This is a genomic window from Collinsella stercoris DSM 13279 (assembly GCF_020735465.1).
Lineage (GTDB): Bacteria > Actinomycetota > Coriobacteriia > Coriobacteriales > Coriobacteriaceae > Collinsella > Collinsella stercoris.
On record NZ_CP085935.1, the window covers coordinates 2,216,680 to 2,240,717 of the forward strand.

Genomic DNA, 24,038 nt, shown 5'->3' on the forward strand with positions numbered 1-24,038 from the left:
GTATACCGCCCGCCCTCCTCGAGGCCGTCGCGTCGACCGTTTGCGGGAAACAAACGGTATGTGAAAGCGGGGTGAACGGCGAGCGGGTATCATGCATCCATCTCTGCAATCCGTTCTAAGGACCGGTCATGTTTATCTTCGATCTTTTGGGTGGGCTCGTGGGGCTGGCGGTTGTCGTCCTTATCATCGGCCTGGTTTCGGGCAATCTGTTCTACGTGGTCAAACAGCAACACGCGGTGATCATCGAGCGCCTGGGCAAGTTCCACACCATCGTGGGCGCGGGCTTTCACGTCAAGATTCCGTTCATCGACCGCAAGGCCGCCACGGTGAGCCTGCGCACCATGAAGAACGGTTTTGACATCGACGTCAAAACTGAGGACAACGTGACCATTGGCCTGGAGGTGTCCGCCCAGTATCACGTGAGCTACGAGATGGGCAACGCGCCGCAGGAGTCCGGCGTGTACAAGAGCTACTACATGCTGCAGCAGCCGGTGGCGCAGATGCGCGACTTCATTACCGACGCGCTGCGCTCCTCCATCCCGGTCTACACGCTCGACGAGGTGTTCGCCAAGAAGGATGACATCGCCAAGGACGTGAACGCCACGGTGTCCGAGCAGATGAACGAGTACGGCTTTACCCTGGTGAGCACGCTGATCACCAAGATCGCGCTGCCCGCCGAGGTCGAGGATTCCATGAACCAGATCAACGCCGCGCAGCGCACCAAGGCCGCCGCCCAGGACCTGGCCGAGGCCGACCGCATCCGCCGCGTGACCGAGGCCAAGGCCGAGGCGGAGGCCATGGAGAAGGCCGGCGAGGGCATTGCCAACCAGCGCAAGGCCATCGCCATCGGCATCAAGGACTCGCTCGAGACCATTCAGGAAACCGGCGTGGGCAACGACGAGGCCAACCAGCTGTTCATGTTCACCCAGTGGACCGAGATGATGAACGAGTTCGCCAAGAGCGGCCGCGCGAGCACCGTGGTGCTGCCCACCGACTTCACGCAGAGCGCGGGCATGTTCGAGCAGATGCTCGCGGCGAGCCAGGCAAACGATTCCGCGCCGGTTCCCGTGGCGCCGCCGGTGCCCCCGGTGGACCCGCGCGCGTAAACGGTTCGGGTGCAGGCAAAACGGACACGGCCCCTTTTACACATCGAGGGGCAAAATGGGTATAAGCAAGGCAGCGTGAACGAGGGGTCGCCAAGAAGCGACCCCTTTGCCTGACGAGAGGGGAAGCGATGAGTGGATCGCGCAAACTGTTGAAGCTCGTGTCTATCGTGGCGGCCATCACCGGCCTTGCCATGCTGACGTTTGGCTTGGCCGTGGCGGGCTGCGGCCTGTTTGGCGGCACGGCGATTTCCGGTACCGACGCCGCACCGCTGTACATGGGCGTTTCGGGCGTGTCCGCCCTGTGCTTTATCGTGATGGGCCTTATGGGCATGCGCGCGTCCAACGTGCCATCGCGCAGCGGGACCGCCGTGGCATGTGCGTTTGGCAGCATCGCCGTCACCGCCGTCGCGGTGGTGTTCTGGGCGTGGCAGGGCTTTGTGAAGATCGACATCCCCAACGCCGTGCTGCTTGTGGTGGGCGCGCTTGAGGCGGTTGCCGTTCTGCTTTTGGCCCGCAAGGTCAAAAAGGAGCACGACACCTGGCACTAATTGCGCAGCTGGCGCATGATGCGTGTCTGTCGCACGCAGGCGATTGGTTTGGGCGAGACGTTGGGGCAGACAGAATGCTAGCTTACAGCTCGACCGATTGATTTGACCACAGGGCCTCCTGGATTCGCGTTACAGAAGCGCGGAGACGGGAGGCCTTTTTGCGCCAGGGGAATGCAACGATGCCGTTGGCTAGCGGCTCGAGGAGCGGTGTGGCGCACAATGCGGTGAGGGCCAGGGACGCCACCACGATGATGACGGAGCCGGCAACCGGGCCGAGCAAGACCGGTGCGCCGTAGAAGGGCGTTTGAAACGTAAGGGCTCCGCGAACCAGGCGATGCACGATGTAAACCTGCAGAGTCCGACGGCCCAGGACCGTCAGCCACGATGTCGAGCGCGGCACGAGCTTAATGCACGCAACTGAGAGCAAGGCGCCGGAGCCCAGGGCGGCGATTTTGCGCACAACGCCCATGGCAACGTGTGGCCCGTAAGGGTTGTCGCCGTAGACCAGCGGGAAGAACCATTCGTAGGCATGGGGGCTGGCAACGCGCGCTGCCACGATAATCGCGGCAAAGAACACCGCGAGCCAGGGCCACGAGGAGTTGGCGGCTCGTTCCACGCGCGCAGGCGTGAGATAGTATCCGAGCGCAAAACAGGGAAGGAACGCGAACATGCGGCTCAGTGCGAGAAAGCCGCCCTCCATGTCGACGAGTCCCCACAAAAACGAGGCGACAAGGGAGCAGATCATGCCGCGCCGCGCTCCCATCCAGGATAGAAGGGGCGTGAGCAGTCCCCACCATGCCATGGCGATGAGATACCACGGCGCCGAGGCGAAGCGCAGCATGGACGCGAGCGTGATGTCCTTGCTGCTTACGGCGAGCAGCGCCGCTTGGTATGCGATGCCCAGCACGGCAAAGGAAATGATGCGGTCGTAGTTGAGCGAGCCGTTACGGTAGGTGCTCTTGGCAAAAAGCCCCGACATGAATACGAAAAGGGGCATGTGGAAGAGATATATGATGTCGAATGTGGTGCTCAACGTGGGGTTGTCGTTGTGAATGGGTTGCATCATGTGGCCGGCGACCACCAGGATAATGAGCAGGCCCTTGATGTTGTCGAACAGGGCGATGCGCGTTCGTCTCTGCGTTTGGGCCATCATGGTGCTCTCGGCCACACAAACTCCTTCCAACGCGTCAAGCTCAACAATCCTAGCGCGGTGGGCGGCGTTCTTGGGATGCCGTAAGATATCTGCATATTTGAATGGCACGCGGATGCGCCGCGCGCTCGAGAAAGGCTGGCTGGCATGGATATGAGCGATATCAAGATCGGCTTTATAGGCTTTGGCAACATGGCAAGTGCCATGGCGGACGGTTGGATTGCCTCCGGTAAGGTTGCGCCGGGGAAAATGAGCGCGTGTGCGGGTCGGTACGAGGCGCTGATTCCGCGCTGCGAGATGCGCGGCATGCGCGCGCTGCCCGATGCAACGGCGGTTGTCGAGGCGTCTGATGTGGTGGTCGTTGCCGTCAAGCCGTATATGATTGAGGGCGTTCTGGCTCCCTTGACAGAAAAGCTGCAGGATAAGGTGTTGCTCTCAGTTGCCGCCGGTTGGAATTGCGAGGCGTACGAGCGCGTGATTCCGGGGACGCGCCACCTGTCGACGGTCCCCAACACGCCTGTTGCCATCAACGAGGGTGTGATTGCCTGCGAAAAGACCTCGACGCTCACGCATGACGACCATGAGCTGGTGTATTCGCTGCTGGGTCTGCTCGGTCGCGTCGTCGAGGTCGAGACCCGCTTGCTGTCTGTTGCGGGCACGGTGGGTGGTTGTTCGCCCGCGTTCATTGCCATGGTGATCGAGGCGCTGGCGGACGCCGCCGTCAAACACGGTATTCCGCGTGCGATGGCATATGAGATGGTGAGCCAGATGGTTGCGGGAACGGCTAAGCTGCAGATGGCGACCGGCATGCACCCGGGCGCGATGAAGGACGCCGTGTGCTCGCCTGGCGGGACCACCATCCGCGGCGTCGCGGAGCTCGAGGCGTCCGGTATGCGCTCCGCGTTCATCCACGCAATCGATGCAATCGAGGGCTAGGCTGTAGCCAATAGCTAGGTGCGCTTTGCCGTGGAGCCTTGTATGATGCGGGCCCGCGGTGAAGCGCATGGCGAGTTGCGACCTAGAACAGGCTGTCCTCGTCATTCGGCTTGGGGCCACGATCGACGTAGAGCTTGTGCGTGCGCTTTTCGAGAATAAACGCCGCTACGGCAAAGGCAACAACGCCAATGGTAAACAGGACGGCCACGCCCGTGCGGGTGCCAAACAGAAAGGTGAAGATCTGGTCCATTGCGCTGTCCTGCTTTCTTGCTGGAATACATGGCGAAATACGGTCACCAGTATATACTTGCACTGCGCAATCTTGCACCCTTGCATTCGGCGGGGCGTGTAGCGATAGACGTTACGGCACGAATTCGGAGGCATCATGCTCGATATCAAATTTGTTCGCGAGAATCCCGAGGCGCTCGACGCTGCCATGGCCAGCCGCCAGGGCAGCTGGGATCGCGAGCGTTTCTTTGCGCTCGACGAGGAGCGTCGCTCCGTCATCACGCAGGTCGAGGAGCTCCAAGCCACGCGTAACACCGAGTCCAAGAAGATCGGCGCGCTCATGAAGGAGGGCAAGCGCGAGGAGGCCGAGGCTGCCAAGGAGGCCGTGCGTCAGGTGAACGAGCAGATCGAGGGTCTGGCCGAGCGCCGCTCCGAGCTCGATGCCGAGGTCGCCGGCTTCATGGCGCGCATCCCCAACATCCCCTGCGAGGCCACGCCCGTGGGTAAGGACGAGAACGAGAACCCCGAGCGCCGTCGCGTGGGCGAGCCCCGCGACTTTGCCGCCGAGGGCTTTGAGCCCAAGGCCCACTGGGACCTGGGTACCGAGACCGGCATCCTGGATTTCGACCGCGGCGCCAAGCTCTCCGGCGCCCGCTTCACGGTGCTCTCCGGCGCCGGCGCGACGCTCGACCGCGCGCTGCAGAACTTCTTCCTCAACACGCACATCTCCCGCGGCTTCAAGGAGTTCATCCCGCCGGTGATCGTGAACCGCGAGATCATGTACGGCACGGGTCAGCTGCCCAAGTTCGAGGATGACGCCTACCACACCGGCGAGGACCAGTTCCTGATCCCCACCGCCGAGGTCGCGCTCACCAACCTGCACGCCGGCGAGGTGCTCGACGCCGCCCAGCTGCCGCTGCGCTACACCGCGGGCACCCCGTGCTTCCGCGAGGAGGCCGGCTCGGCTGGTCGCGATACCCGCGGCATCATTCGCCAGCACCAGTTCACCAAGGTCGAGATGGTCAAGTTCGCCCGTCCCGAGGAGTCCGACGCCGAGCTCGAGAGTATGGTCGCCGAGGCCGAGTTCATCCTGCAGCAGCTTGGCCTGCCGTACCGTGTGATCAGCCTGTGCACCGGTGACCTGGGCTTTTCTGCGCGCCAGACCTACGACATCGAGGTGTGGCTGCCCAGCTACAATGCGTACAAGGAGATTTCCTCCTGCTCCAACTGCGGTGACTTCCAGGCTCGTCGTGCCAACATCAAGTACCGCGACCCCGAGAACTTCAAGGGCACGCGCTTTGTGCACACCCTGAACGGCTCGGGTCTGCCCACCGGCCGCACCATGGCCGCCATCATGGAGAACTACCAGAACGCCGACGGCTCCATCACGGTGCCGGAGGTGCTGCGTCCCTACATGGGCGGCATCGAGAAGATCGAGCCCGTGGCGTAAGGCGCGGGGCTACGAAAGTGCGTCGATGAAGGGCGGCTGCCGTGAGGTGGCCGCTTTTTCATGCGAAGACGCGTGGTACTGTTTTGCGGCGAGCGGTTCACGCGCCCCGCGACAATGTGCGGAAACCACCTTTTGAAATGGGGCGACTTATTTTAAACCGTTGATAAAGCACATTACCATAGCGTTTCCTGTGAAGAACCAGCGTTTTGAAGCGATAGGGGCCGTTTCAAAGCGATGGTTCTTCACATTGCCGGCGTCGGTGGGTGGCGCTATGACGAAAAAAGAGGCCGCCTCGGGAGTCTTACCTCGAGGCGGCCTCTCGTATGGGGTGGGGATTCAGAAGGGACTTTGTCCTACAAATATGTCGTCTAATGTTTCTTGCGATCCTCGAGTGCTTGGCGAATATGTCCGCCCGAAGCTGTCAGGGCCTTTGCCGCCTGATCGGCGGGCAGGTCGAGCAAAATGCTCGTTATAGCGAGCTTGACGCTGCCATCCGCCTCTTCAAGGGCGGCACTTGCAACCTCGGGATCGCAGTCGCATGCCTCAACAACGATATTGCGGGCGCGTGCGTGCAGCTTTTCGTTGGTCTGTTTAACATCGACCATGAGGTTCTGATACACCTTGCCGGAAAGCGTCATCGCTCCGGTGGAAATCATGTTGAGGACGAGCTTTTGAGCGGTGCCCGCCTTGAGGCGAGTGGAGCCGGTGAGGACCTCAGGGCCCGTGACGGGCTCGATGGCGAGTTCGGCGATTTCGCCAACGGCTGATGAGGGGACGCAGGCTATTGCCGCGGTTTTGCATCCCAGCTTACGCGCATAAGTTAGTCCGCCAAGAACATAAGGAGTTCGGCCGCTGGCAGTGAGGCCAACGATGAAGTCGCGTTCAGTTATCTCGATACCGCGTAGGTCCTTTTCACCCTGCAAGGCATCGTCCTCGGCTCCCTCTTGCGCTTCTACGAAAGCGTTCTTTCCGCCTGCGATTAGTCCAACAACCGCGCCGACGTCCACGCCAAATGTTGGGGGGCATTCCACAGCGTCGAGGACGCCAAGCCTTCCGCTGGTTCCTGCGCCGAGATAGACAATGCGTCCTCCCGCAGACAGGCATTTGGCTGCAAGCTCAATGGCTTGTGCGACCTGTGGCAGTGTGTGTCCGACAGCTTTCACTGCATTGCTGTCTTCGAGATTCATCGCCTCTGCAATTTGCATGGCGCTAAATGTGTCGAGCTCAAGCGTGAGAGGGTTTCGCTGCTCGGTTGTGAGTGTTGAGAGGTCTAGCATGTTGCATCCAATCAGATAGCCACGTGTCGTTGTCCGTTGTTTTTTATCGTTTGATGCAGTTCGATTAGCTCTGCAATAAGTTCTTTGGCGAGGATCGCTGTCATTAAATGGTCTTGTGCGTGGACAAGCAGAATGCTGAGCTCTTGGTGGCACCCGCTCGCCTCCTTTGAAAGAAGCGAAGTTTGGATTTGATGGGCTTCGAGGATGGATTCCTCTGCCTGCCGCATGAGCTCATGCGCTTGTTCGAAATCGCCCTGCTTCGCAGTGAAAAGGGCTTCGTATGCTTTACTTCGTGCGTCACCAGCCTGGGCGACAAGGCCGAAGGCAATCATTTCGGGGGAAGTGCTGGTTGATTCGGTCATTTCGAACCCTTCGCGTCTTGATGTGGAAAAGGTTTTAGATGCGAGCTCGAGTTGAAGATAGACGATGTGTCCGAGTGCGACAAGCGCGCCGATTATGGCCGAGTGTCTTTCCTCGCAATGAGCCAAAAATGCTTTTTCAGATATTTGAATTTTGTTAAATAAGCAGGTAAACAGCTATGTTGATCTTGCTGAAAGCCGGGCTAGAGCCTACCCGGTATTTGAGTTCCCAAGGTCGAGGTTGCCGAATGAGTCAAAAGCGGCTCCGCAGGCGGCAGAAACTAACCGTTTGGCGCGCGTTCTTGTCAGAAGTTGAAATTAAATTTCTTGTAATGGAATCGACAATGACAAATAATTTTCACTATCTACAATGAGGGCACAGGTTGGAGGAATGCCTCATGGTAAGCCTGCTGGTTCGTTTAAAGCAGTATAGAGATAACGCAAGTCCGGCCGAGAGGGAGTTGATAGAACGCATTCTCGATGATCCGGAGTCCATTTCTGGATTAAGTATTCATGAACTCGCCGCGTATGCATTTGTATCACCGTCGACCATCACCCGGTTATGCAAAAAACTGGGGCTCAAGGGTTATAAGGAGTTCCAGCATTTACTTATTTACGATTTAGCACTTTTAAGAGAGAGCAGCTCGTCAAAAATCGAGGATCTGGCGCCAACTGACACATCGCGGCAAACGATAGAAAAGGTAACAAGAGACAATATCGACTCCCTGCGATTAGTTGAAAAGCTCAACGATCCAGAAACGTACGAAGCTTGCGTTGATCTTATGAGCGATGCCCGAACTATCAACCTGTTTGGAATGGGAGCGTCTCTGCTCTCGGCCCGAGATATGCACTACAAACTCTTGAGGATTGGAGTGAGTTGCAACCTGATTGATGATTGGCATGGACAGTTGCTATGCGCCTCGAACAGTGGTCCGGAGGATTTGTCGATTGCAATTAGCTATTCAGGTCTAACCGAAGAAGTGAACGTCTGTGTTGGTCGGGCGCGAGAGCGGGGAGGAAAGGTGATTGCAATTACGGGGTCAGCCTTTGATTCCAAGCTTGCGAGGCAAGCGGATGAAGTGCTCCTCGTGGGATCGACAGAGCCTCTGATGAGATCGGCGGCCATGGCGTCTCGTATTGGGCAGCTTGGCGTTATCGACATCCTGTTTAAGTCATTCGTCAATCGTAATTACGCGCGCTTTTCTGAGGTTTTGGAGCAAAACCAGATTAGAAAGCAACAGTGAAAGGTGGGGTGATTGCAATGAGAGACTACAAGATTTTGCTCGTTTGTTCTGGAGGTATGTCTACTACCATCTTGATGACGAAGATGCAGAAGTATGCCGAGGAAAAGGGCTTTTCCCTGGAAATCGACGCTTGTTCTGCCGCTGTATGTCAGGACAAGGCTTCTCATTACGATGTGGTCCTGCTTGGTCCGCAGATTGCATATCAAAAAAGTAGCATTTCAGCCAAGCTTTCTAACCCGGTTGCCTCGATACAACCGCAAGATTACGCGATGGCTCGTTGCGAAAACATTTTCAAACAGGTTGACGAAATGATGAGTTAGAAGTTGGTGCCATCGTTGGGGCACGATTGAAAGGAAGTGATTGCATGGAGAAGTTTCAGGCATTTCTCGACAGGACTCTCGGTCCATTGATGAGCAAATTGGGCTCAAACCGATACCTGATTGCCGTGCGAGACGGCGTGGTCTCTGCGTTGCCGCTCGTTATCGTTGGATCGTTCTTTATGCTTGTGGCGAGTCCTCCGTTGCCACAAGATTGGGAAGTCTATAAGTTTTTAACTGCGAATTCGGCAACTATCATGCTGCCGTATCGAGTCACGATGCACATCATGACCCTGTATGCGGTTTTTGGAATGGGCAATAGCCTCGCAAAGTCATTTGACCTTGATGGCGTATCTGGCGGTGTTCTGTCCGTTGCCGCTTTTATGCTTACTATCGTTCCGGTTAACATTCTTCCCGATGCGGGTGTTGGCGTTTCGGGCTTTGTGCTGCCTACGGCTAATTTGGGCAGCGCGGGTCTGTTTGTGGGAATGATCGTCACCTTCTTTGCCATCAACGTTTTCCGCTTTACGAACAGCTCGAAGTTTAAGATCGTTATGCCCGAGCAGGTTCCTCCGTCGGTTGCGCGTTCGTTTGAGGCGTTGACTCCCACTCTGATTGTCGTACTTGTTATCGGCGGTCTGACCTACTGGGCGGGATTCAATTGGTCTGCGGTGATTTCCACCCTGATCTCCCCATTCATTTTCGCCTCCGACTCTCTAATCGGCGTGTTGGTGATCGTGTTCTTCAACCGCTTCCTTTGGTTCTTTGGAATTCACGGCGCATCCGTGGTTGGTGCGGTCGCACGCCCTCTTTGGCTTGCCCTCATCGAGCAGAACGCTTTGGCTGCGGCTGCTGGAGTTTCCGGAACCGAGCTTCCGACCATCGCGCCCGAGCCGTTCTATCAGTGGTTCGTCTGGGTTGGCAATTTCGCCCTGCCGATTCTCCTAGTGTTTGTGTGCAAGTCCAAGTATCTAAGGGACCTTGGAAAGCTGGGCTTTGTCCCATCGATGTTCAATATTAACGAACCGATTACCTTCGGCATGCCTTTGGTTTTGAACATGACCCTTGCCATTCCGTATATCCTGATGCCGATGATTTTGGCATGCGTGTCGTGGTCAGCGATGTCGTTCGGGTGGGTCAATCGCGTGATCATTACTGCTCCGTGGACGCTGCCTGGTCCTATTGGCGCTGTTCTGGCTACGGGCGGCGATTGGCGTGCGGCTGTGCTGAGCATCGTTCTTCTCTTGCTCGCTTGCTTGATTTATCTGCCTTTTGTCAAGGTGTATGACAAACAGTTCTGCAAGCAGGAAGAAGAGGCGGCTGCAGAATAACCATCGAATTTAGATTCGGTAAACATTGGGGCGGCGCGTTGAGTTGGAGACGCGTCGCCCTTTGAGTTGATGTTTGAGAAAAAGAAAATTGAAAGGTGAGATATGAAACGCTTGGGAATATCCGTGTACCCCGCAAGAAGCTCAACGCAAGAGATTCATGAGTATATTGACCGAGCGGCAGAGATGGGGTGTACTCGGCTCTTCTCTTCTCTGTTGCCCGTGGATGACCCGCGAGAAAAAATAAAAAACGACTTTCTTGAGATGAATCGACACGCTCATGACAGGGGCTTTGAAGTAGTGCTCGATTGCAATCCAAGTGTTTTTTCTAAACTGGGTGTTTCCTACCGAGATCTTGAGTTCTTTAAAGAGATTGAAGCGGATGGAATAAGGCTTGATATGGGTTTCACCGGCAATGAAGAAGCCCTTATGACGTACAATCCGCAAGGCCTGATGGTCGAAATCAACATGAGCAACAATACCCATTATCTGGATACGATCATGGATTATTGCCCTGATCCCAACAAGCTTATCGGTTGTCACAATTTTTATCCTCACACGTATTCAGGTCTTACCGTCGATCATTTCTGTGCTTGCACAGATAACTTTAGGAAGCACGGGTTGAGAACGGCGGCATTTGTGACGTCGCAAGCGCCGGATACATTTGGTCCTCGACCGATTGCTACCGACGGCCTGCCCACGCTCGAGATGCACCGCCATCTGCCGCTGCACCTGCAGGTGGAGCACTTCATCTCCATGGGCACCATCGACGACGTGATCATCTCGAACTGCTATCCGAGCGACGAGGAGCTCGCGATTTTGAAGGATCTTCCGCGCAACCTCGTATGCTTCGATGTCGAGCTCATCGACACCCTGCCGGAGGTCGAGCGCAGCATCGTTCTGGACGAGCTTCATTTTAACCGCGGCGACGTTTCGGCCAACTTCCTGCGCTCCACGCAGAGTCGCGTTAAGTACAAGGGCCACGAGTTCAAAGTTCTCAACGCTCCCGCCACGATCCGTCGCGGCGATGTGGTAATTGAGAGCAGCGAGTACGGCCACTACGCCGGCGAGCTGCAGATCGCGCTCGCTGACATGGAGAACAGCGGCAAGAGCTCCGTGGTGGGTCATGTGCCCGAGATCGAGCACTTCCTGCTCGACACTATTCGTCCCTGGCAGAAGTTCCGCTTTAGGGAGGTGCGCTAGGTATGCAGTGGATCGGCGTGGACGGCGGTGGAACCAAGACGCTGTTTGAGCTATATGATTCCGACATGAACGTGCTGCAGCAGCTGAGGCTGCCCACGTGCCATGCGGGTCAAGTTGGGTACGACGGCATGCGCGCGGTGCTTTCCGAAGGAGTGGAGGCATTGCTTGCCGAGGCGAGCGATGACGTCGGTATGGGCTTTGGCCTGGCGGGTTATGGACAAGATGCGCGCATCCGCGCTTCGATTGAAGAGGTCGTTCGCGCAGTTGCTGGCGGGTATCCGTACGAACTCGTAAATGACGTGCGGGCTGCATGGGCGTCGAGCCTTGCCGCTCGTGACGGGGCTGCGGTGATTTGCGGCACCGGTTCAATTGCCTACGCGGTGCGCGGTGAGCGCGATTGCCGCGCTGGCGGTTGGGGCTTTCAGATAGGCGACGAAGGAAGCGGCTGGTGGATGGGACGAGAGGTCCTGCGCCTGTTCAGCCGCCAAGCCGACGGGAGAGACCCCCGCGGTCCCCTGTACGATGTGGTGCTGGACCGCCTTGGGCTCAGCGACGCATACGGGCTCATTGCCTATGTTCGCGATGAGCTGCAAGGCGACCGCGCAAAGGTCGCGTCGCTCACGCGCGTGCTGCGCGAAGCGGCAATGGCGGGGGATGCGTGCGCGCTCGATGTGTACGACCGGGCAGCAAGCGAGCTTGCCCAGATTATCACCGCGGCCGCTCGAGGGATGTTTGATCCTAGCGATCCAGTGCCCGTGGGCTACGTGGGCGGCGTGTTTGAGGGCGCCGGCGAGTTGCTGCTCGGATCGTTGCGCCGCTTGCTGCCTAACGGGTTTGAGCTTGTGGAGCCGGCGTATGGTCCGACGGCGGGCCCATGCCTGCTGCTCGCGCGCCGGTTGTCCGAGTGAGGGGTTTGGGATGTTGGCAGTTGGCTTGATGTCCGGGACAAGCCTGGATGGCGTGGATTGCGCGCTGGTGGAAATCGAGGGCGTTGACCGCCAGACGACCGTTGCGCTGCGTGAGTTCATGACGTATCCCATGCCCACGGCTACCAAGGCTCGCATTCTGGAGGCGTGCGCGCCCGGCGGCGGCGATTCGCGCCTGCTGTGCTCGTTGCATGCGGAGCTGGGGCACCTGTTCTCGCGTGCAGTCGGCGCAGTGTGTGCCGCGGCGGGTGTGAAGCCTTCTAGCTTAGGGTTTGTGGCAAGCCATGGCCAGACGATCTGGCATGAGCCCGATGCCTCGCGTGCGTACGAGGATGACGAGCGTTATCACGCCGGCACGCTGCAGCTGGGCGATGCCGCGCGCATCGCGTGGGACCACAACGTCCGCGTGGTGTACGACTTCCGCGCCATGGATATGGCAGCCGGTGGTCAGGGCGCCCCGCTCGTTCCATTTTCCGAGACGGTCCTGTACGGCTCGCGCGCACTCAATCGCGTGCTGCTCAACGTGGGCGGCATTGGTAACGTTACGGTTTTGCCCAAAGGCTGCAATGAGGACGGCGTGTTCGCGTTTGACACCGGTCCGGGCAACATGGCTGTCGATGAGGCCTGCCGTCGCCTGTTTGGCGTCGAGTACGATGACGGCGGCTGCATTGCGGCGCGAGGCCGTGTGAACGAGCAGGTGCTCGCGGACCTGATGTCCAACGAGTTTTTTTCTGCTGATCCGCCCAAGTCGACGGGGCGCGAGATGTTTGGTGCGCAGTTTGTGGAGGACTTTTTGCGCGCACATGCGGATATGGCTGCGGAGGATGTCGTTGCTACCCTTACCGAACTTACTGCGCTCAGCGTTGTCCGTGCGTGCGAGCAGTTTGTTGTGCCAAGGCTTGATGGGGCGCTCGATGAGCTGATCGTGGGCGGCGGGGGCGCCCATAACGCCACGCTCATGGCGCGCATCGCGCAACGCATGCCTGGGGTGCGGGTGTGCACGCAGGATGAGTTAGGGTATTCTTCGGACGCAAAAGAAGCGATTGCCTTTGCGGTTATGGGTAATCAGACGATCGTCGGACGTTCCTCAAACGTCCCCTCTGCAACGGGAGCGTCTGCCAGAGCGATTTTGGGAAGCATAATCAATCCTCCAAGGAGCGAGTAATGGCAAAGAAGAGCAAGGCGCAGCTCGCTGCGCGTGGTACGGTGGCTGATCCAACGCGCAAGGACGCCGATCGCCTGCGCACCGAGGCTAAGCAAAGCGTGGGTAAGTCTGCAAAGCTCGTGGGCGTAATGCCCGAGGACATGGCAAACGAGGTGCAGGCGACTGGCACCGTACCTTTTACTTTTAAAAGCGCGTTCTTGCTTGCAGGCGCCGTGTTGCTGGGAACGATCGCCATTCCGTTTTTTGCTTCTCAGGTGGGCGTGAGTGTAGGCGTTTCCACAACTTGTGCCGCACCGATGCTGACGGCGGCAGCCCTGGCGTTTGGTCGGTACTTCGTCGATTCCAAGCGGGGGCTGTGCCGTGGGTTTTACCTCACGTTTTTGGTGGCGTTCGGTGCGATGACGCTAATCTGCTGGCTCCTGTTTTTCCAAGGCATTTTGGTGTAGTGGCCAACCGGGTCGTGCCGCCGCGTGCATCAAAAGCGGCTCTTTCGATGTGGAACGATTCCTATTAGGCGAGATGCTTCTCATCCGTTGCGCGATGCCTCCCGGCTGTGTCAAACGAATACGTCCGTGTGAAGCCCCTGATGCGATGGTGCGTCGGGGGCTTCGTGGTGTCCGTGCCGCCGATTGGGTTCTGCGCGGTGATAGATAGAGAAGTTGCGGATACGTAGCTTTCGCGCACGACGGGGAGAGTGGCGTTTGCACACGACGGCGAGCGCTGCGTTCGCATGGCGCTCGATGGAGGGGTTGCGGGTTCGCCGCTCTCGTCCGTGGTCCATGGATATGTCCCTCGTCAAGCCCTCAATTCTTCATGCAATACGAACAGAAGTTCTACGAACAAATGTTCTATTTTGGGTATACTGTAGCCAGAAGGGTTGGCAAGGAGGAGCGGAGAGGATGTCGATGGACGTATTCGATTGCGGCGTGGTGTTGTTTGAGAGTCAAGAGGACGAGGAGGATTTGCGTGTTGAGTGCGTGGTGACGCCAGAGGGTGCATTGGAGATCCTGCAGGAAAGTGATGGGCCAATAACGCGGTGGTGCTTTGAGGAGAGTCCCCATCGCATTGAGGCGGTTGTGGAGCCAATGGGGCTCGAGGCTCTTATGGGATATTTCCATGTCGACGAGCCGTGGCAGCTGCCTGCCATCTTGCGTCTTGAGTACACGGGATACGACTGCTTCTCTCGCATTCGCGCGCTCTTGCGGCGCCTCGTGGTTCCCTATGCCGTTTACGAGGCTCCGATCGCTCGCTAAAGGAAGGAGCGCGCGCCGTTCTTGAGGCTGTCGATACTGGAGGCAGTGGTGATTCCAAAAAAATGAAAAACTGCGCTTTATTTCCTTGACGAGATGCATGATGGGTGGCATAGTATACCTCGCGTTGCGGCGTTACCTCAGCTGGATAGAGGGTCTGACTACGAATCAGAACGTCACAGGTTCGAATCCTGTACGCCGCACCAGTCGACTTGAAGACCCGGACTGCTCAGGCGGCCCGGGTTTTTCTTTTCTGCCCCTTCGTGGCTTGCGGCGGCATGGTGGACACGGGCTGCGAAATCGCACCGACTCGACAGCTTTCAAAAAAAAGCAAATTGTGCTTGACTCTACTAAAGGCGAGTGGCAATATATTCCTCGCGTTGCGGCGTTACCTCAGCTGGATAGAGGGTCTGACTACGAATCAGAACGTCACAGGTTCGAATCCTGTACGCCGCACCAGCCGAATTTGAACCCGGGTCGTCTGATCGGCCCGGGTTTTTTCCGTTCCTTCGTAGCTGATGACAGAGCGGTGATTGTGTAGCAAAGAGCAGTGGGCTATAACTCAAAAAGTGCGTCTTGCATTGGTTTGCCCACCTGCGCAGATAGCCCAATATGGGGCACGCTTTTGCCTCATAGACCTAAGAAACAGATGTAGCCGGTGCGTCGAGTGAGCGCTTTTCCAACGTTTGACGTATGTTAAACGTTGGAAAAGCGCTCACTCGACGCACCGGCAGTATTTGGGGGACGGAACTTTGATTGGGGTTTCGAGGAGACCCTTCATTGGGCCTTTCGATACAAAACACCCGCGCAGCGCGATGGCGCTACGCGGGTGGAAGTTGTCTTGAGACAAAAGGCGCTGTCGGCACGCTGGACGTTGCGGCGCAACGGGCGGGTGCCTGCGCCTCTCGATTCGCGGGGAGCTCAAACGCCCCAGCCAACAGACGCTCGCACAGCTCAAGGCCAGCTGCTACTCGGCGCGGGCCATGGCCTGCTCAAAGTCGCGCGTACCCTTGAAGACCTCATGCTTGTAGGGGTTCACGCCGAGCTTCTTGGCACGGTAGATGATGTAGCCCAGCGCGGCGACGTTGGCCGCGAGCGCGATCACGGACACCACCAGGTTCACGCTGGGGTTGTTCACGGAGTTCGTGGAGAACACGGAGTAGTCCTGGAACATGGGGAACACCTGCGCGAACATGCACCACAGCGCGAGCGTGTTGGCGCGGTTCTGGATCCAGCCGCCCTTGTTCCACAGCATGTTGGCAACGGTGGGGGCAAGCAGCAGCGCCAGGCCGCAGTACCAGGCGTGCGTGGGCAGGCAGTTGTAGGTGTAGCAGAAGTTCCACAGGTCGTAGGCAACGATGTAGACCCAGGTCATGTCGGGCCACAGCATGTCGTCGCCCTTCTTGGAGCGGTAGATGCCCCACCAGCCGGTCATGCAGAAGATGTTGATCAAGCCGGCGATGCCATTGAAAACGTTGTGCCAGCCGCCCATGAGCTCAACGCCTTCGGAGCTGATCCACGTGGTGCCGAATGCGCGGAAGGCGCTCTCAAAGTCGCTCACCACGGCGATGAGGATGTTGATGGCCACGATGGCGAAGGGGAACACCTTGAACGCCTCGCTGCGGCCGAGCTTGCCCCAGCCGTACTTGAGCATCATGAAGCCGATGCAGCCGGCGGTTGCCGCGTAGAGCTTGGCGTAGTGGAACCAGCTGTTCATGTGCACGTACGTGGGGTTTGTGAGTGCCCACTTCATGCCCATACCGGCGCAAACGTAGATGGAGATGAAGTAGACCGTGAGCACGGCGGGGATGCCGAGGAAGCACACGATGCCGCCGATCTTGGAGCGACGTGCGATCTCGTTGGCGATGATCAGGCCGGCAAAGACCATGATCCATCCCAGCCACTGGGACATGGCGTTCTCGCCATAGACTTGGAACAACATGGGTTCCCCTTTCTATATCGAGCCCCAAAGGGCTTGGTACACAGCGGTGCAAAGAGTGAGCGAAGGTGTGGTCGGGCTCGTCGGCCTCAAATGAGCGTCTGTCCCCAATTTGAGGCTGAAAACCTCAGATTGGGGACAGGCGCTTTTCTGAGGTTATCGGGTGGGGCGACGCTCAGGGTATTTGGCAGTGTAGCCCTCGATGTGCAGCGTGCTCGCGATGATGTCCTTGACGGTTTCCTCGGGGACGTCCGGATTGGCGCGCACAAACATGACGAGTCCCGTGATGAGCACGTAAAACGTCTCGTAGAGGTGGTCGATGCGGACCTCGTGGAGCGCGGCGAAGTCGACCACGGTCGACTGGCAGATATACCGCGCGGTGCGATCGGCGACGCGGTGTACGAAGGTCGCGTACAGCCCCGCGTTACCGCCGGTTGCAACGGTGTGCGGCATGGCGTCGTCCTGCTGAAGGACCAGGGTTTTGAGCATATGGGCAGCGCTGTTGAGGGCGCCTTCGATATCGCCGGTGACGCGCTGGTCGTTCCATGCCGTCAGCTGCGCCATAAACGCGTCGATGCTTTGATCGAGCGCGGCTTGCAGGGCGTCCTCTTTGGTGGGGAAATAGTGGTAGAACAGCGAACGGGTGCAGCCCACGCGCTTGGTGACGGCGGAGATGGACAGGCGGCTGATGCCGCTTTCCGCCACGACGGCGCGGACGGCGTCGATGATCTCGTCTCGCCGGTCGTCGTGCGCGAGGCGCTCGTGATGACCTGATATGTCGGAAGCCATGACCGCTCCTCCCCACAGCTGGATGTCTTGGCCGAATCTAGTCTTGACCTTTGTTGACAGAACGTCAATATGTAATTTGACAAACTGTCAACAACTTTCGCCAAATGGAGAGCTGCCGCGATGGCGTTGCACGGCGAGGCCGTGCGCGCGATGGGGCGGCAGGGGAGGAGGGCCCATGGGCGATGTCCGGGTCATCGAGGTCAAGCAGAGCGTGTTTGCGGATAACGACCGCAAGGCCGACGAGCTGCGCGCCACGCTGCGCGAGCGCGGGACGTTTTTGCTTAACCTCATGTCGAGTCCGGGGTCGGGCAAGACCACTACGCTCACGCGCACCATCGAGGCGCTCAAGGACGAGCTCAACATTGCCGTCATGGAGGCCGACATCGATTCCGATGTGGACGCGCGCACCATTCTCGATACGGGCGTGCGCGCAATCCAGCTGCACACGGGCGGCATGTGTCACCTGGACGCCTACATGACCGAGCAGGGTCTGGACGAGCTGGTGCGGGGTGCCGCGGAGGCCGCCCACGCCGATGCTGTGGCTGGCGATGCCGTCGAGGCGGGTGCCGAGTGCCCCGCTGGTTCCACGGACGAAGAAGCCGTGGCGAGCTCCGCTGTGCCCGTTAAAGCGGCGGGCACGGGCGATCCGGCGGGAGCGTCCGTCGACCTGGCGATCCTCGAGAACGTGGGCAACCTCGTGTGTCCCGCCGAGTTCGACACCGGCGCATCCGCCAACGCGATGATCCTCTCCGTGCCCGAGGGCGACGACAAGCCGCTCAAGTACCCGCTCATGTTCAGCATTTGCGACGTGGTGCTCGTCAACAAGATCGACGCGCTGCCCGTGTTCGACACCTTTAGCATGGAGCGCGTGCGCGAGAACATCCTCATGCGCAATCCCAACGCGACCATCATTCCCATCAGCGCCAAGACGGGCGAGGGCATCGACGAGTGGGCGGATTGGCTGCGCACCCAAGTCGCCGCCTGGAAGGCCGGCGCGTAGCGTAGCGCCGGCCGGCAGGCGGTTGCGCGCGGCGGTCGACACGTGGCCGCTCGCGGCGAGCCATCATACCGAACGGCACGCGGTTGCGCACGGCGACCCGGCTCGTCGGCAGGGCGCGGCACCGAACATCATTCCGGCGGGGCGCGGCGCTGAACGGCACACTGCCAGAACGTCACGCAAGTCGGCAGGCCAGCAGAACGTGCCGCGACCCCCGTCAACGCCCGTGTCATCAGGTGCGCCGAAAACCTGCCTGCGCCGGCGGCCACTGCCCGGAAGGCTCACCGCGTTGACGCTTCGCCGCATCGAGTGAGCGCTTTTCCAACGTTTGGCGCGCTCAAACGTTGGAAAAGCGCTCACTCGAGAAAACCGACCGGTGGCGGGGCGCTCACTCGAGAAGGCCGGCCGACGGCGTGGCGCTCACTCGCGAAGGATCGCCAACGCTGCGACACCGGTCGGCGCGTGACCGCGTGCCACCGAACACCTGCAAGCCCCCTCAACGTCACAGCACGAGGAAAGGACCAGATATGATTCTCAATGGACCCGGCATTTCGTTTACCGAGCCCGACATCGGCGCGGAGTTCGTGCCCGAGCTGCCCGAGCACCCGCGCGAGAAGATCGTGGCGCTCTGCGAGCACTGCACCAACCGCCTGCTGGGCCGCAAGGAGCTCAAACCCTTCGAGTACTGGAGCTTTGCCGCCGTCACCACCGACGAGATGGCCGACGTCCTGCTCAAGATGAAGATGCGCAAGTCCTATACGCTGCCCATGCTGCTTAAGGAGACCGGCCTGCCCGAGGACAAGCTGGTCAAGCTCCTCGACGAGATGAGCTACATCGGCCTTATCGAGTACAACTGGGAGAATCCCGAGCGCGACAAGCAGTGGGTCCTTCCCATGCTCGTGCCCGGCTCGGCGGAGTTCCTCAACATGCGCATGTCCCAGCTGGAGGAGCATCCGGTGCTCGCCAAGTTCTTCGAGCAGGCCTCCAAGGGCGCGCTCGCCCGAGCCACGCCCATGGTGCCGCCGGGCGGCGCGGGCATCGGTATGCACGTCATCCCGGTTGAGCAGGCCATTTCCATGGAGGACCGCTCCGTTTCCATCGAGCACATCGAGCACTGGCTCGACAAGTACGACGGTAAGTACGCCGCCAGCGCGTGCAGCTGCCGCATGAGCCGGTCCATCCTGGGCGAGGCGTGCGGCGACGATCCCAACGACTGGTGCATCGCCGTGGGCGATATGGCTGATTACGTGGTCGAGACCGACCGCGGCCACTACATCACGCGCGAGGAGGTCTACGACATCCTGCGCCAGGCCGAGGACAACGGCTTCGTCCACCAGATCACGAACATCGACGGCGAGGACAAGATCTTCGCCATCTGCAACTGCAACGTGAACGTGTGCTACGCCTTGCGCACGTCGCAGCTCTTCAACACGCCCAACCTCTCCCGCTCCGCGTACGTGGCGCGCACCGAGGCCGACAAGTGCGTGGCGTGCGGCCGCTGCGTCGAGGTATGCCCGGCGGGCGCGGTCAAGCTGGGCCAAAAGCTCTGCGCCGCGAGCACGGGCGAGGTGCCGGAGTATCCCAAGCAGGAGCTGCCGGACGCCGTGAAGTGGGGCCCGGAGAAGTGGAGTCCCGACTACCGCAACAAGAACCGCATCGAGACCTACGACACGGGAACCGCGCCCTGCAAGACGGCGTGCCCGGCGCACATCGCGGTCCAGGGCTACCTCAAGCTCGCAGCTCAGGGCCGGTATCGCGACGCGCTCGCCCTCATCAAGCGCGAGAATCCGCTGCCCGCCATCTGCGGTCGCATCTGCAACCGTCGCTGCGAGGACGCCTGCACCCGCGGCCGCGTTGACGCTGCGGTGGCGATTGACGAGGTCAAGAAGTTCATCGCCGAGCAGGACCTCGTCGCCGAGCACCGCTACGTGCCCGAGCGCGTGACCCCCACGCGCAAAGGCGGCTTCGAGGAGAAAATCGCCATCATCGGCGCCGGCCCCGCGGGACTCTCCTGCGCGTTCTACCTGGCCGAGAAGGGCTACAAGCCGGTCATCTTCGAGAAGAACGCGCGCCCCGGCGGCATGCTCACCTATGGTATCCCCAGCTACAAGCTGGAGAAGGACGTTATCGAGGCGGAGGTCGCCATCATCGAGGAGATGGGCGCTGAGATTCGCTACGGCGTCGAGGTCGGTCGCGACGTGACGCTCACCGAGCTGCGCGAGCAGGGCTTCAAGGCGTTCTACGTGGCGATCGGCTGCCAGGGCGGCCGTCTGCCCGGCATCCCGGGCGAGGACGCCGAGGGCTGCTCGGTGGCGGTGGACTTCCTGCGCGCCGTTGCCGAGCAGCAGGAGAACGGCGGCGAGGCCTCCGCGCTTCCCGGCCGGACCATCGTGGTGGGCGGCGGCAACGTGGCCATCGACGTGGCCCGCACCGCGGCGCGTCTGGGCTCCGAGCACGTGGAGATGTTCTGTCTGGAGAGCTCCGAGGACATGCCGGCAAGTACTGAGGAGGTCGTGGAGGCCAACGAGGACGGCGTCCACATCTCCTGCGGATGGGGCCCGGTCGAGGTCCGCACCGGCGAGGACGGCCGCGTGAGTGAGATCGTCTTCAAGCGCTGCCGGCGCGTCTTCAACGACGAGGGTCGCTTCGACCCGACTTATGACGAGGGCGAGCTGCGCACCGTCTCCGCCGACCGCGTGGTGTTCTCCATCGGCCAGTCCATCCAGTGGGGCAACCTGCTTGAGGGCACGGCCGTCGAGCTGGGTCGTGGCCAGGGCGCCGTGGCCGACCCCAAGACCTACCAGACCGCCGAGCCCGACATCTTCGTGGGCGGCGACGTCTACACCGGCCCCAAGTTCGCCATCGACGCCATCGCCGCCGGTCACGAGGCCGCGGTGTCGCTCCACCGCTTTGTGCAGAACGCCACGCTCACCATCGGCCGCAACCAGCGCAGCTATCGCGAGCTCAATAAGGACGACGTGGACTTTGGCAGCTACGATACCGCGAGTCGCGGTGACGCCGTGCATAACTACGAGGCCGAGCGTGAGCGCCCGTTCCGCGAGTACGTGGAGACGTTCACCGAGGAGCAGGTCCGCGCCGAGACCGCGCGCTGCCTGGGCTGCGGTGCGAGCATCGTCGACGAGAACAAGTGCATCGGCTGCGGCCTGTGCACCACCAAGTGCGCGTTCGACGCCATTCACCTGCATCGTGAGCATCCCGAGTGTTCCAACATGGTGAAGTACGAGAAGAAGGTCCCCATGCTCGCCAAGTACGCGCTCAAGCGCGAGATCAAGATCCGCTTTGGCTCCAAGGGATCCAAATAACCCATCTTGCCCTCAGCCGGGGGGGTGACCAAAAGGCCTAGTCCTCTCGGCTTTTAAGGCGATCTGGGGCATTTTGACCCTTTGAGTTTGGAGTTTTGTTCATGCATGAATTGGGCATTGTCTTCCATATCATCCGCAGCGTTGAGGAGGTTGCGACGCAAAATAATCTGCGTCGCGTCTCCTCGGTCACGTTGGAGCTCGGCGAAGTGTCGGGCATCATCCCGAGTTACCTCACCGACTGCTGGAACTGGGCATGCGCCAAGCATGATTTGATGCGCGGGGCCGAGCTGGTGGTCGAGGAAGTTCCCGCGGTTACATATTGCGAGGCGTGCGACAGCACCTATGGCACGGTAGAGCACGGACGCATCTGCCCGCGTTGCGGGAGCGAGAGAACGTATCTGATCCAAGGCGATGAGACGACCATCAAGGAGATTGCCACGCCGGATGAGGAGAGGTCTGAGGCCACGCGGTAGGAGCGATGGATGCGCAAGAAAAACCCCATCGGGTTAAACGGTCCGATGGGGTTTCTTGTTGCGCAGGGGCGTGATTACTCTAGTCCTCAAGTCCGGCCAGGAAGCCCTCGCGGATGGCGTCCAGCGCGCGGCGCGGGCGCTCGGCGTCGCCCACGGTGCAGTGCGGGATGCCCGCAGCGTCGAGCGCGGCGACGAGCTCGGAGTTATCGCGGGCGCGGGAACCGACGGCAACCACCACGGCGTCACAGGAGATCTCGCGCTCCTCATCGCCGGACTTCACCCGCACGCCGCCCTCGGTGAGGCCGGCAAAGGCGGTGGAGGCGAGGATCTCCACACCGAGCTTGGCGAGCTTGCCAAAGACGCAGGTCGCACGGGCGGAGCCCAAGTCGGCGCCGGCGCGTTCGGCCATCTCCAGCACGGTGACCTTCTTGCCGGCGACCGCCAGCGCATCGGCGACCTCCAAGCCCACCAGACCGCCGCCGATCACGACGGCGCGCTCGCCCGCGACCGGCTCGCCCTCGAGCACGTCGTGCGCGACGTGTACGTTCTCGCCGGAAAGGCCCATGGTGATGGGGGAGGCACCGTTGGCGATGACCACGCGGTCGAAGTGCTCGCCGGCGATGGTCTCGGGCGTGAACGGGGTGTTCAGACGCACCTCGACGCCGGAGCGCTTGGCCTGCTCGCCCATGAGCGCGGCTGCGACCTCCATCTCATGCTTGCCGGGTGCCTTGCCGGCGGTCACGAACTGCCCGCCTAGGTGGTCGCCCGCCTCGAACACCACGGCCTCGTGGCCGCGTGCCACGAGGGTCTCGGCGGTCATGAGGCCGGCCACGCCGCCACCCACGATGGCGACGCGCTCGGGCTTGTCGGTGGTCTCGACCTTCCAGTCAAGCTCGTGGCCCACGAGCGGGTTGCGCAGGCAGGTGATGTGCTCGAAGTCGCGCAGATTGGCAAAGCCGTCCAGGCAGCCCTGGTCGCAGCCCACGCAATACACGATGCTGTCCGTCTTGCCCTCGCGCGCCTTGTTGCAGAACTCGGGGTCGGCGAGCTGGGCGCGGCCCATGACCACGAGGTCGACCTGGTCGTCCTCGAGGATCTTCTCGGCGAGCTCGGGGGTGTTGATGCGGCCGACGCCGATGGTGGGCATGCCGGTCTCGCGGCGGATGCGCACGGCGTTGTCGATGTTGAAGCCGGGCTTGAGGTCGATCGGAGGCACCTCGAGCGCGTTGGCGGCGGTGACGATGTTGCCGCGCGAGACGTCGAGCACGTCGACGCCGGCCTCGCGGGCCATCTTGCAGAACTCGATGGTGTCCTCGATGGTCATGCCGTTCTCGAGGCAGTCGTCGAACGCGCCGATGCGCATGAACAGGGGCATGTCTTCGGGGATGTTCTCGCGGATGGCGCGGATGCAGGCGAGCGGGAACTTGGCGCGGTTCTCCAGGGAGCCGCCCCACTCGTCGTCTCGGTGGTTCAGGCCGGCGGAGAGGAAGGAGTGCGGCAGGTAGTTGTGGGCGCAGTGGAACTCGATGCAGTCGTAGCCCGCCTCGACGCAGCGCGCGGCCGCCTTTCCATAGCAGTCGATGACCTCGTGGATCTGCTCGACGGTGATGCCGGGGATTTCGAAGCCGTGGACGCTCATGGTCTGGGGCACGATGATCTGCGCTTTGGGGTCCATGGCGACGGCGATGGAGCCCTGCCACAGCTGGATGCCGGCGCGCCCGCCCTCGCCGTGGATGGCGTCGGTGAGGCGGCGGTGCCCCTCGACGAAGCGGTCTTCGGCGATGGACAGGAAGCAGTTGGGGGCACTGGGCGCGTGGACCGCGGAGACTTCCACGATGGAGAGGCCCACGCCGCCGGCGGCGCGGACGCGGTGGTACTCAACGAGCTTGTCGGTGACCTCGCGCTCATGGCACATGCGTGTGCCCATGGCGGGCATCACCACGCGGTTGCGCATGGTGAGCGACTTGATGGAGAAGGGCTCGAAGAGCTTGGGGAACATGGTACTCCTATCTGATTCGGGTTGGTACCTG

22 protein-coding genes and 2 tRNA genes are annotated in these 24,038 nt (G+C 60.4%); 17 read left to right on the plus strand and 7 right to left on the minus strand.

Annotated elements, in window-relative coordinates; all coding sequences use genetic code 11:
* Positions 1-128: 128 nt before the first annotated feature.
* Positions 129-1,106, plus strand: coding sequence for an SPFH domain-containing protein (locus LK434_RS09395; protein WP_006720574.1), 978 nt, complete (start codon positions 129-131; stop codon positions 1,104-1,106).
* Between the two features lie 128 nt (positions 1,107-1,234).
* Positions 1,235-1,654: a hypothetical protein gene (locus tag LK434_RS09400; protein WP_006720575.1), complete on the plus strand. Its 420-nt coding sequence runs from the start codon at positions 1,235-1,237 to the stop codon at positions 1,652-1,654.
* Between the two features lie 82 nt (positions 1,655-1,736).
* Here the strand turns inward: LK434_RS09400 and LK434_RS09405 are convergent, their stop codons facing one another.
* Positions 1,737-2,822: an acyltransferase family protein gene (locus LK434_RS09405; RefSeq protein ID WP_227917736.1), complete on the minus strand. Its 1,086-nt coding sequence runs from the start codon at positions 2,820-2,822 to the stop codon at positions 1,737-1,739.
* A gap of 129 nt (positions 2,823-2,951) precedes the next feature.
* Between LK434_RS09405 and proC the strand changes: the two genes are divergently transcribed.
* Positions 2,952-3,740, plus strand: coding sequence for a pyrroline-5-carboxylate reductase (gene proC, locus LK434_RS09410; RefSeq protein WP_006720577.1), 789 nt, complete (start codon positions 2,952-2,954; stop codon positions 3,738-3,740).
* 82 nt (positions 3,741-3,822) lie between these two features.
* Here the strand turns inward: proC and LK434_RS09415 are convergent, their stop codons facing one another.
* Complete coding sequence (locus LK434_RS09415) at positions 3,823-3,990, minus strand: DUF6724 family protein (RefSeq protein WP_006720578.1); 168 nt, start codon at positions 3,988-3,990, stop codon at positions 3,823-3,825.
* A gap of 135 nt (positions 3,991-4,125) precedes the next feature.
* Between LK434_RS09415 and serS the strand changes: the two genes are divergently transcribed.
* Positions 4,126-5,418 carry a serine--tRNA ligase gene (gene serS, locus LK434_RS09420; RefSeq protein WP_006720579.1) on the plus strand — a complete coding sequence of 431 codons (1,293 nt, stop codon included), beginning with the start codon at positions 4,126-4,128 and terminating at the stop codon, positions 5,416-5,418.
* 368 nt (positions 5,419-5,786) lie between these two features.
* On the opposite strand, the gene murQ is transcribed toward serS, so the two are convergent.
* The gene (gene murQ / locus LK434_RS09425) at positions 5,787-6,695 is read right to left on the minus strand and encodes an N-acetylmuramic acid 6-phosphate etherase (RefSeq protein WP_006720580.1); all 909 of its coding nucleotides are present in this window, start codon (positions 6,693-6,695) and stop codon (positions 5,787-5,789) included.
* Between the two features lie 11 nt (positions 6,696-6,706).
* A complete protein-coding gene (locus LK434_RS09430) occupies positions 6,707-7,057 on the minus strand; it encodes a PTS lactose/cellobiose transporter subunit IIA (protein ID WP_040360861.1) in 351 nt (116 codons plus the stop codon).
* 395 nt (positions 7,058-7,452) lie between these two features.
* Between LK434_RS09430 and LK434_RS09435 the strand changes: the two genes are divergently transcribed.
* From LK434_RS09435 to LK434_RS09480, 10 genes are all read left to right on the plus strand, one after another.
* A complete protein-coding gene (locus LK434_RS09435) occupies positions 7,453-8,298 on the plus strand; it encodes a MurR/RpiR family transcriptional regulator (RefSeq protein ID WP_006720584.1) in 846 nt (281 codons plus the stop codon).
* 17 nt (positions 8,299-8,315) lie between these two features.
* Positions 8,316-8,618: a PTS sugar transporter subunit IIB gene (locus LK434_RS09440; RefSeq protein WP_006720585.1), complete on the plus strand. Its 303-nt coding sequence runs from the start codon at positions 8,316-8,318 to the stop codon at positions 8,616-8,618.
* Between the two features lie 44 nt (positions 8,619-8,662).
* Complete coding sequence (locus tag LK434_RS09445; protein ID WP_006720586.1) at positions 8,663-9,946, plus strand: PTS sugar transporter subunit IIC; 1,284 nt, start codon at positions 8,663-8,665, stop codon at positions 9,944-9,946.
* Positions 9,947-10,048: 102 nt separating this feature from the next.
* Positions 10,049-11,146 carry a DUF871 domain-containing protein gene (locus tag LK434_RS09450; RefSeq protein ID WP_040360862.1) on the plus strand — a complete coding sequence of 366 codons (1,098 nt, stop codon included), beginning with the start codon at positions 10,049-10,051 and terminating at the stop codon, positions 11,144-11,146.
* 2 nt (positions 11,147-11,148) lie between these two features.
* Positions 11,149-12,054, plus strand: coding sequence for an N-acetylglucosamine kinase (locus LK434_RS09455; protein WP_006720589.1), 906 nt, complete (start codon positions 11,149-11,151; stop codon positions 12,052-12,054).
* A gap of 10 nt (positions 12,055-12,064) precedes the next feature.
* Entirely contained in the window at positions 12,065-13,237 is a 1,173-nt protein-coding gene (gene anmK / locus LK434_RS09460) for an anhydro-N-acetylmuramic acid kinase AnmK (RefSeq protein ID WP_006720590.1), read from the plus strand.
* Entirely contained in the window at positions 13,237-13,683 is a 447-nt protein-coding gene (locus tag LK434_RS09465; protein WP_006720591.1) for a hypothetical protein, read from the plus strand. The genes anmK and LK434_RS09465 overlap by 1 nt, the downstream gene beginning before the upstream one ends.
* A 459-nt stretch (positions 13,684-14,142) precedes the next feature.
* Positions 14,143-14,490: a hypothetical protein gene (locus tag LK434_RS09470; RefSeq protein ID WP_227917737.1), complete on the plus strand. Its 348-nt coding sequence runs from the start codon at positions 14,143-14,145 to the stop codon at positions 14,488-14,490.
* A 126-nt stretch (positions 14,491-14,616) separates the two neighbouring features.
* Positions 14,617-14,693 (plus strand) — tRNA-Arg (locus LK434_RS09475).
* Positions 14,694-14,869: 176 nt separating this feature from the next.
* Positions 14,870-14,946: transfer RNA gene (locus tag LK434_RS09480), tRNA-Arg, on the plus strand.
* A 508-nt stretch (positions 14,947-15,454) separates the two neighbouring features.
* Here the strand turns inward: LK434_RS09480 and LK434_RS09485 are convergent.
* Positions 15,455-16,429, minus strand: coding sequence for a DUF5692 family protein (locus LK434_RS09485; protein ID WP_006720594.1), 975 nt, complete (start codon positions 16,427-16,429; stop codon positions 15,455-15,457).
* A gap of 153 nt (positions 16,430-16,582) precedes the next feature.
* Positions 16,583-17,215: a TetR/AcrR family transcriptional regulator gene (locus tag LK434_RS09490; protein WP_006720595.1), complete on the minus strand. Its 633-nt coding sequence runs from the start codon at positions 17,213-17,215 to the stop codon at positions 16,583-16,585.
* A 175-nt stretch (positions 17,216-17,390) separates the two neighbouring features.
* Here LK434_RS09490 and hypB point away from each other — a divergent pair, with 175 nt between their 5' ends.
* The 3 genes from hypB (at position 17,391) to LK434_RS09505 (ending at position 22,008) form a co-directional block, all read left to right on the plus strand.
* The gene (gene hypB / locus LK434_RS09495; RefSeq protein WP_006720596.1) at positions 17,391-18,215 is read left to right on the plus strand and encodes a hydrogenase nickel incorporation protein HypB; all 825 of its coding nucleotides are present in this window, start codon (positions 17,391-17,393) and stop codon (positions 18,213-18,215) included.
* 524 nt (positions 18,216-18,739) lie between these two features.
* Positions 18,740-21,535 carry an FAD-dependent oxidoreductase gene (locus LK434_RS09500; RefSeq protein ID WP_006720599.1) on the plus strand — a complete coding sequence of 932 codons (2,796 nt, stop codon included), beginning with the start codon at positions 18,740-18,742 and terminating at the stop codon, positions 21,533-21,535.
* 101 nt (positions 21,536-21,636) lie between these two features.
* Entirely contained in the window at positions 21,637-22,008 is a 372-nt protein-coding gene (locus LK434_RS09505) for a hydrogenase maturation nickel metallochaperone HypA (protein WP_006720600.1), read from the plus strand.
* 79 nt (positions 22,009-22,087) lie between these two features.
* Here LK434_RS09505 and baiCD read toward each other — a convergent pair whose 3' ends face one another.
* Positions 22,088-24,007, minus strand: a complete 1,920-nt coding sequence (gene baiCD, locus LK434_RS09510) for a bile acid Fe-S flavoenzyme BaiCD (RefSeq protein WP_006720601.1) — start codon at positions 24,005-24,007, stop codon at positions 22,088-22,090.
* Between the last annotated feature and the right edge of the window lie 31 nt (positions 24,008-24,038).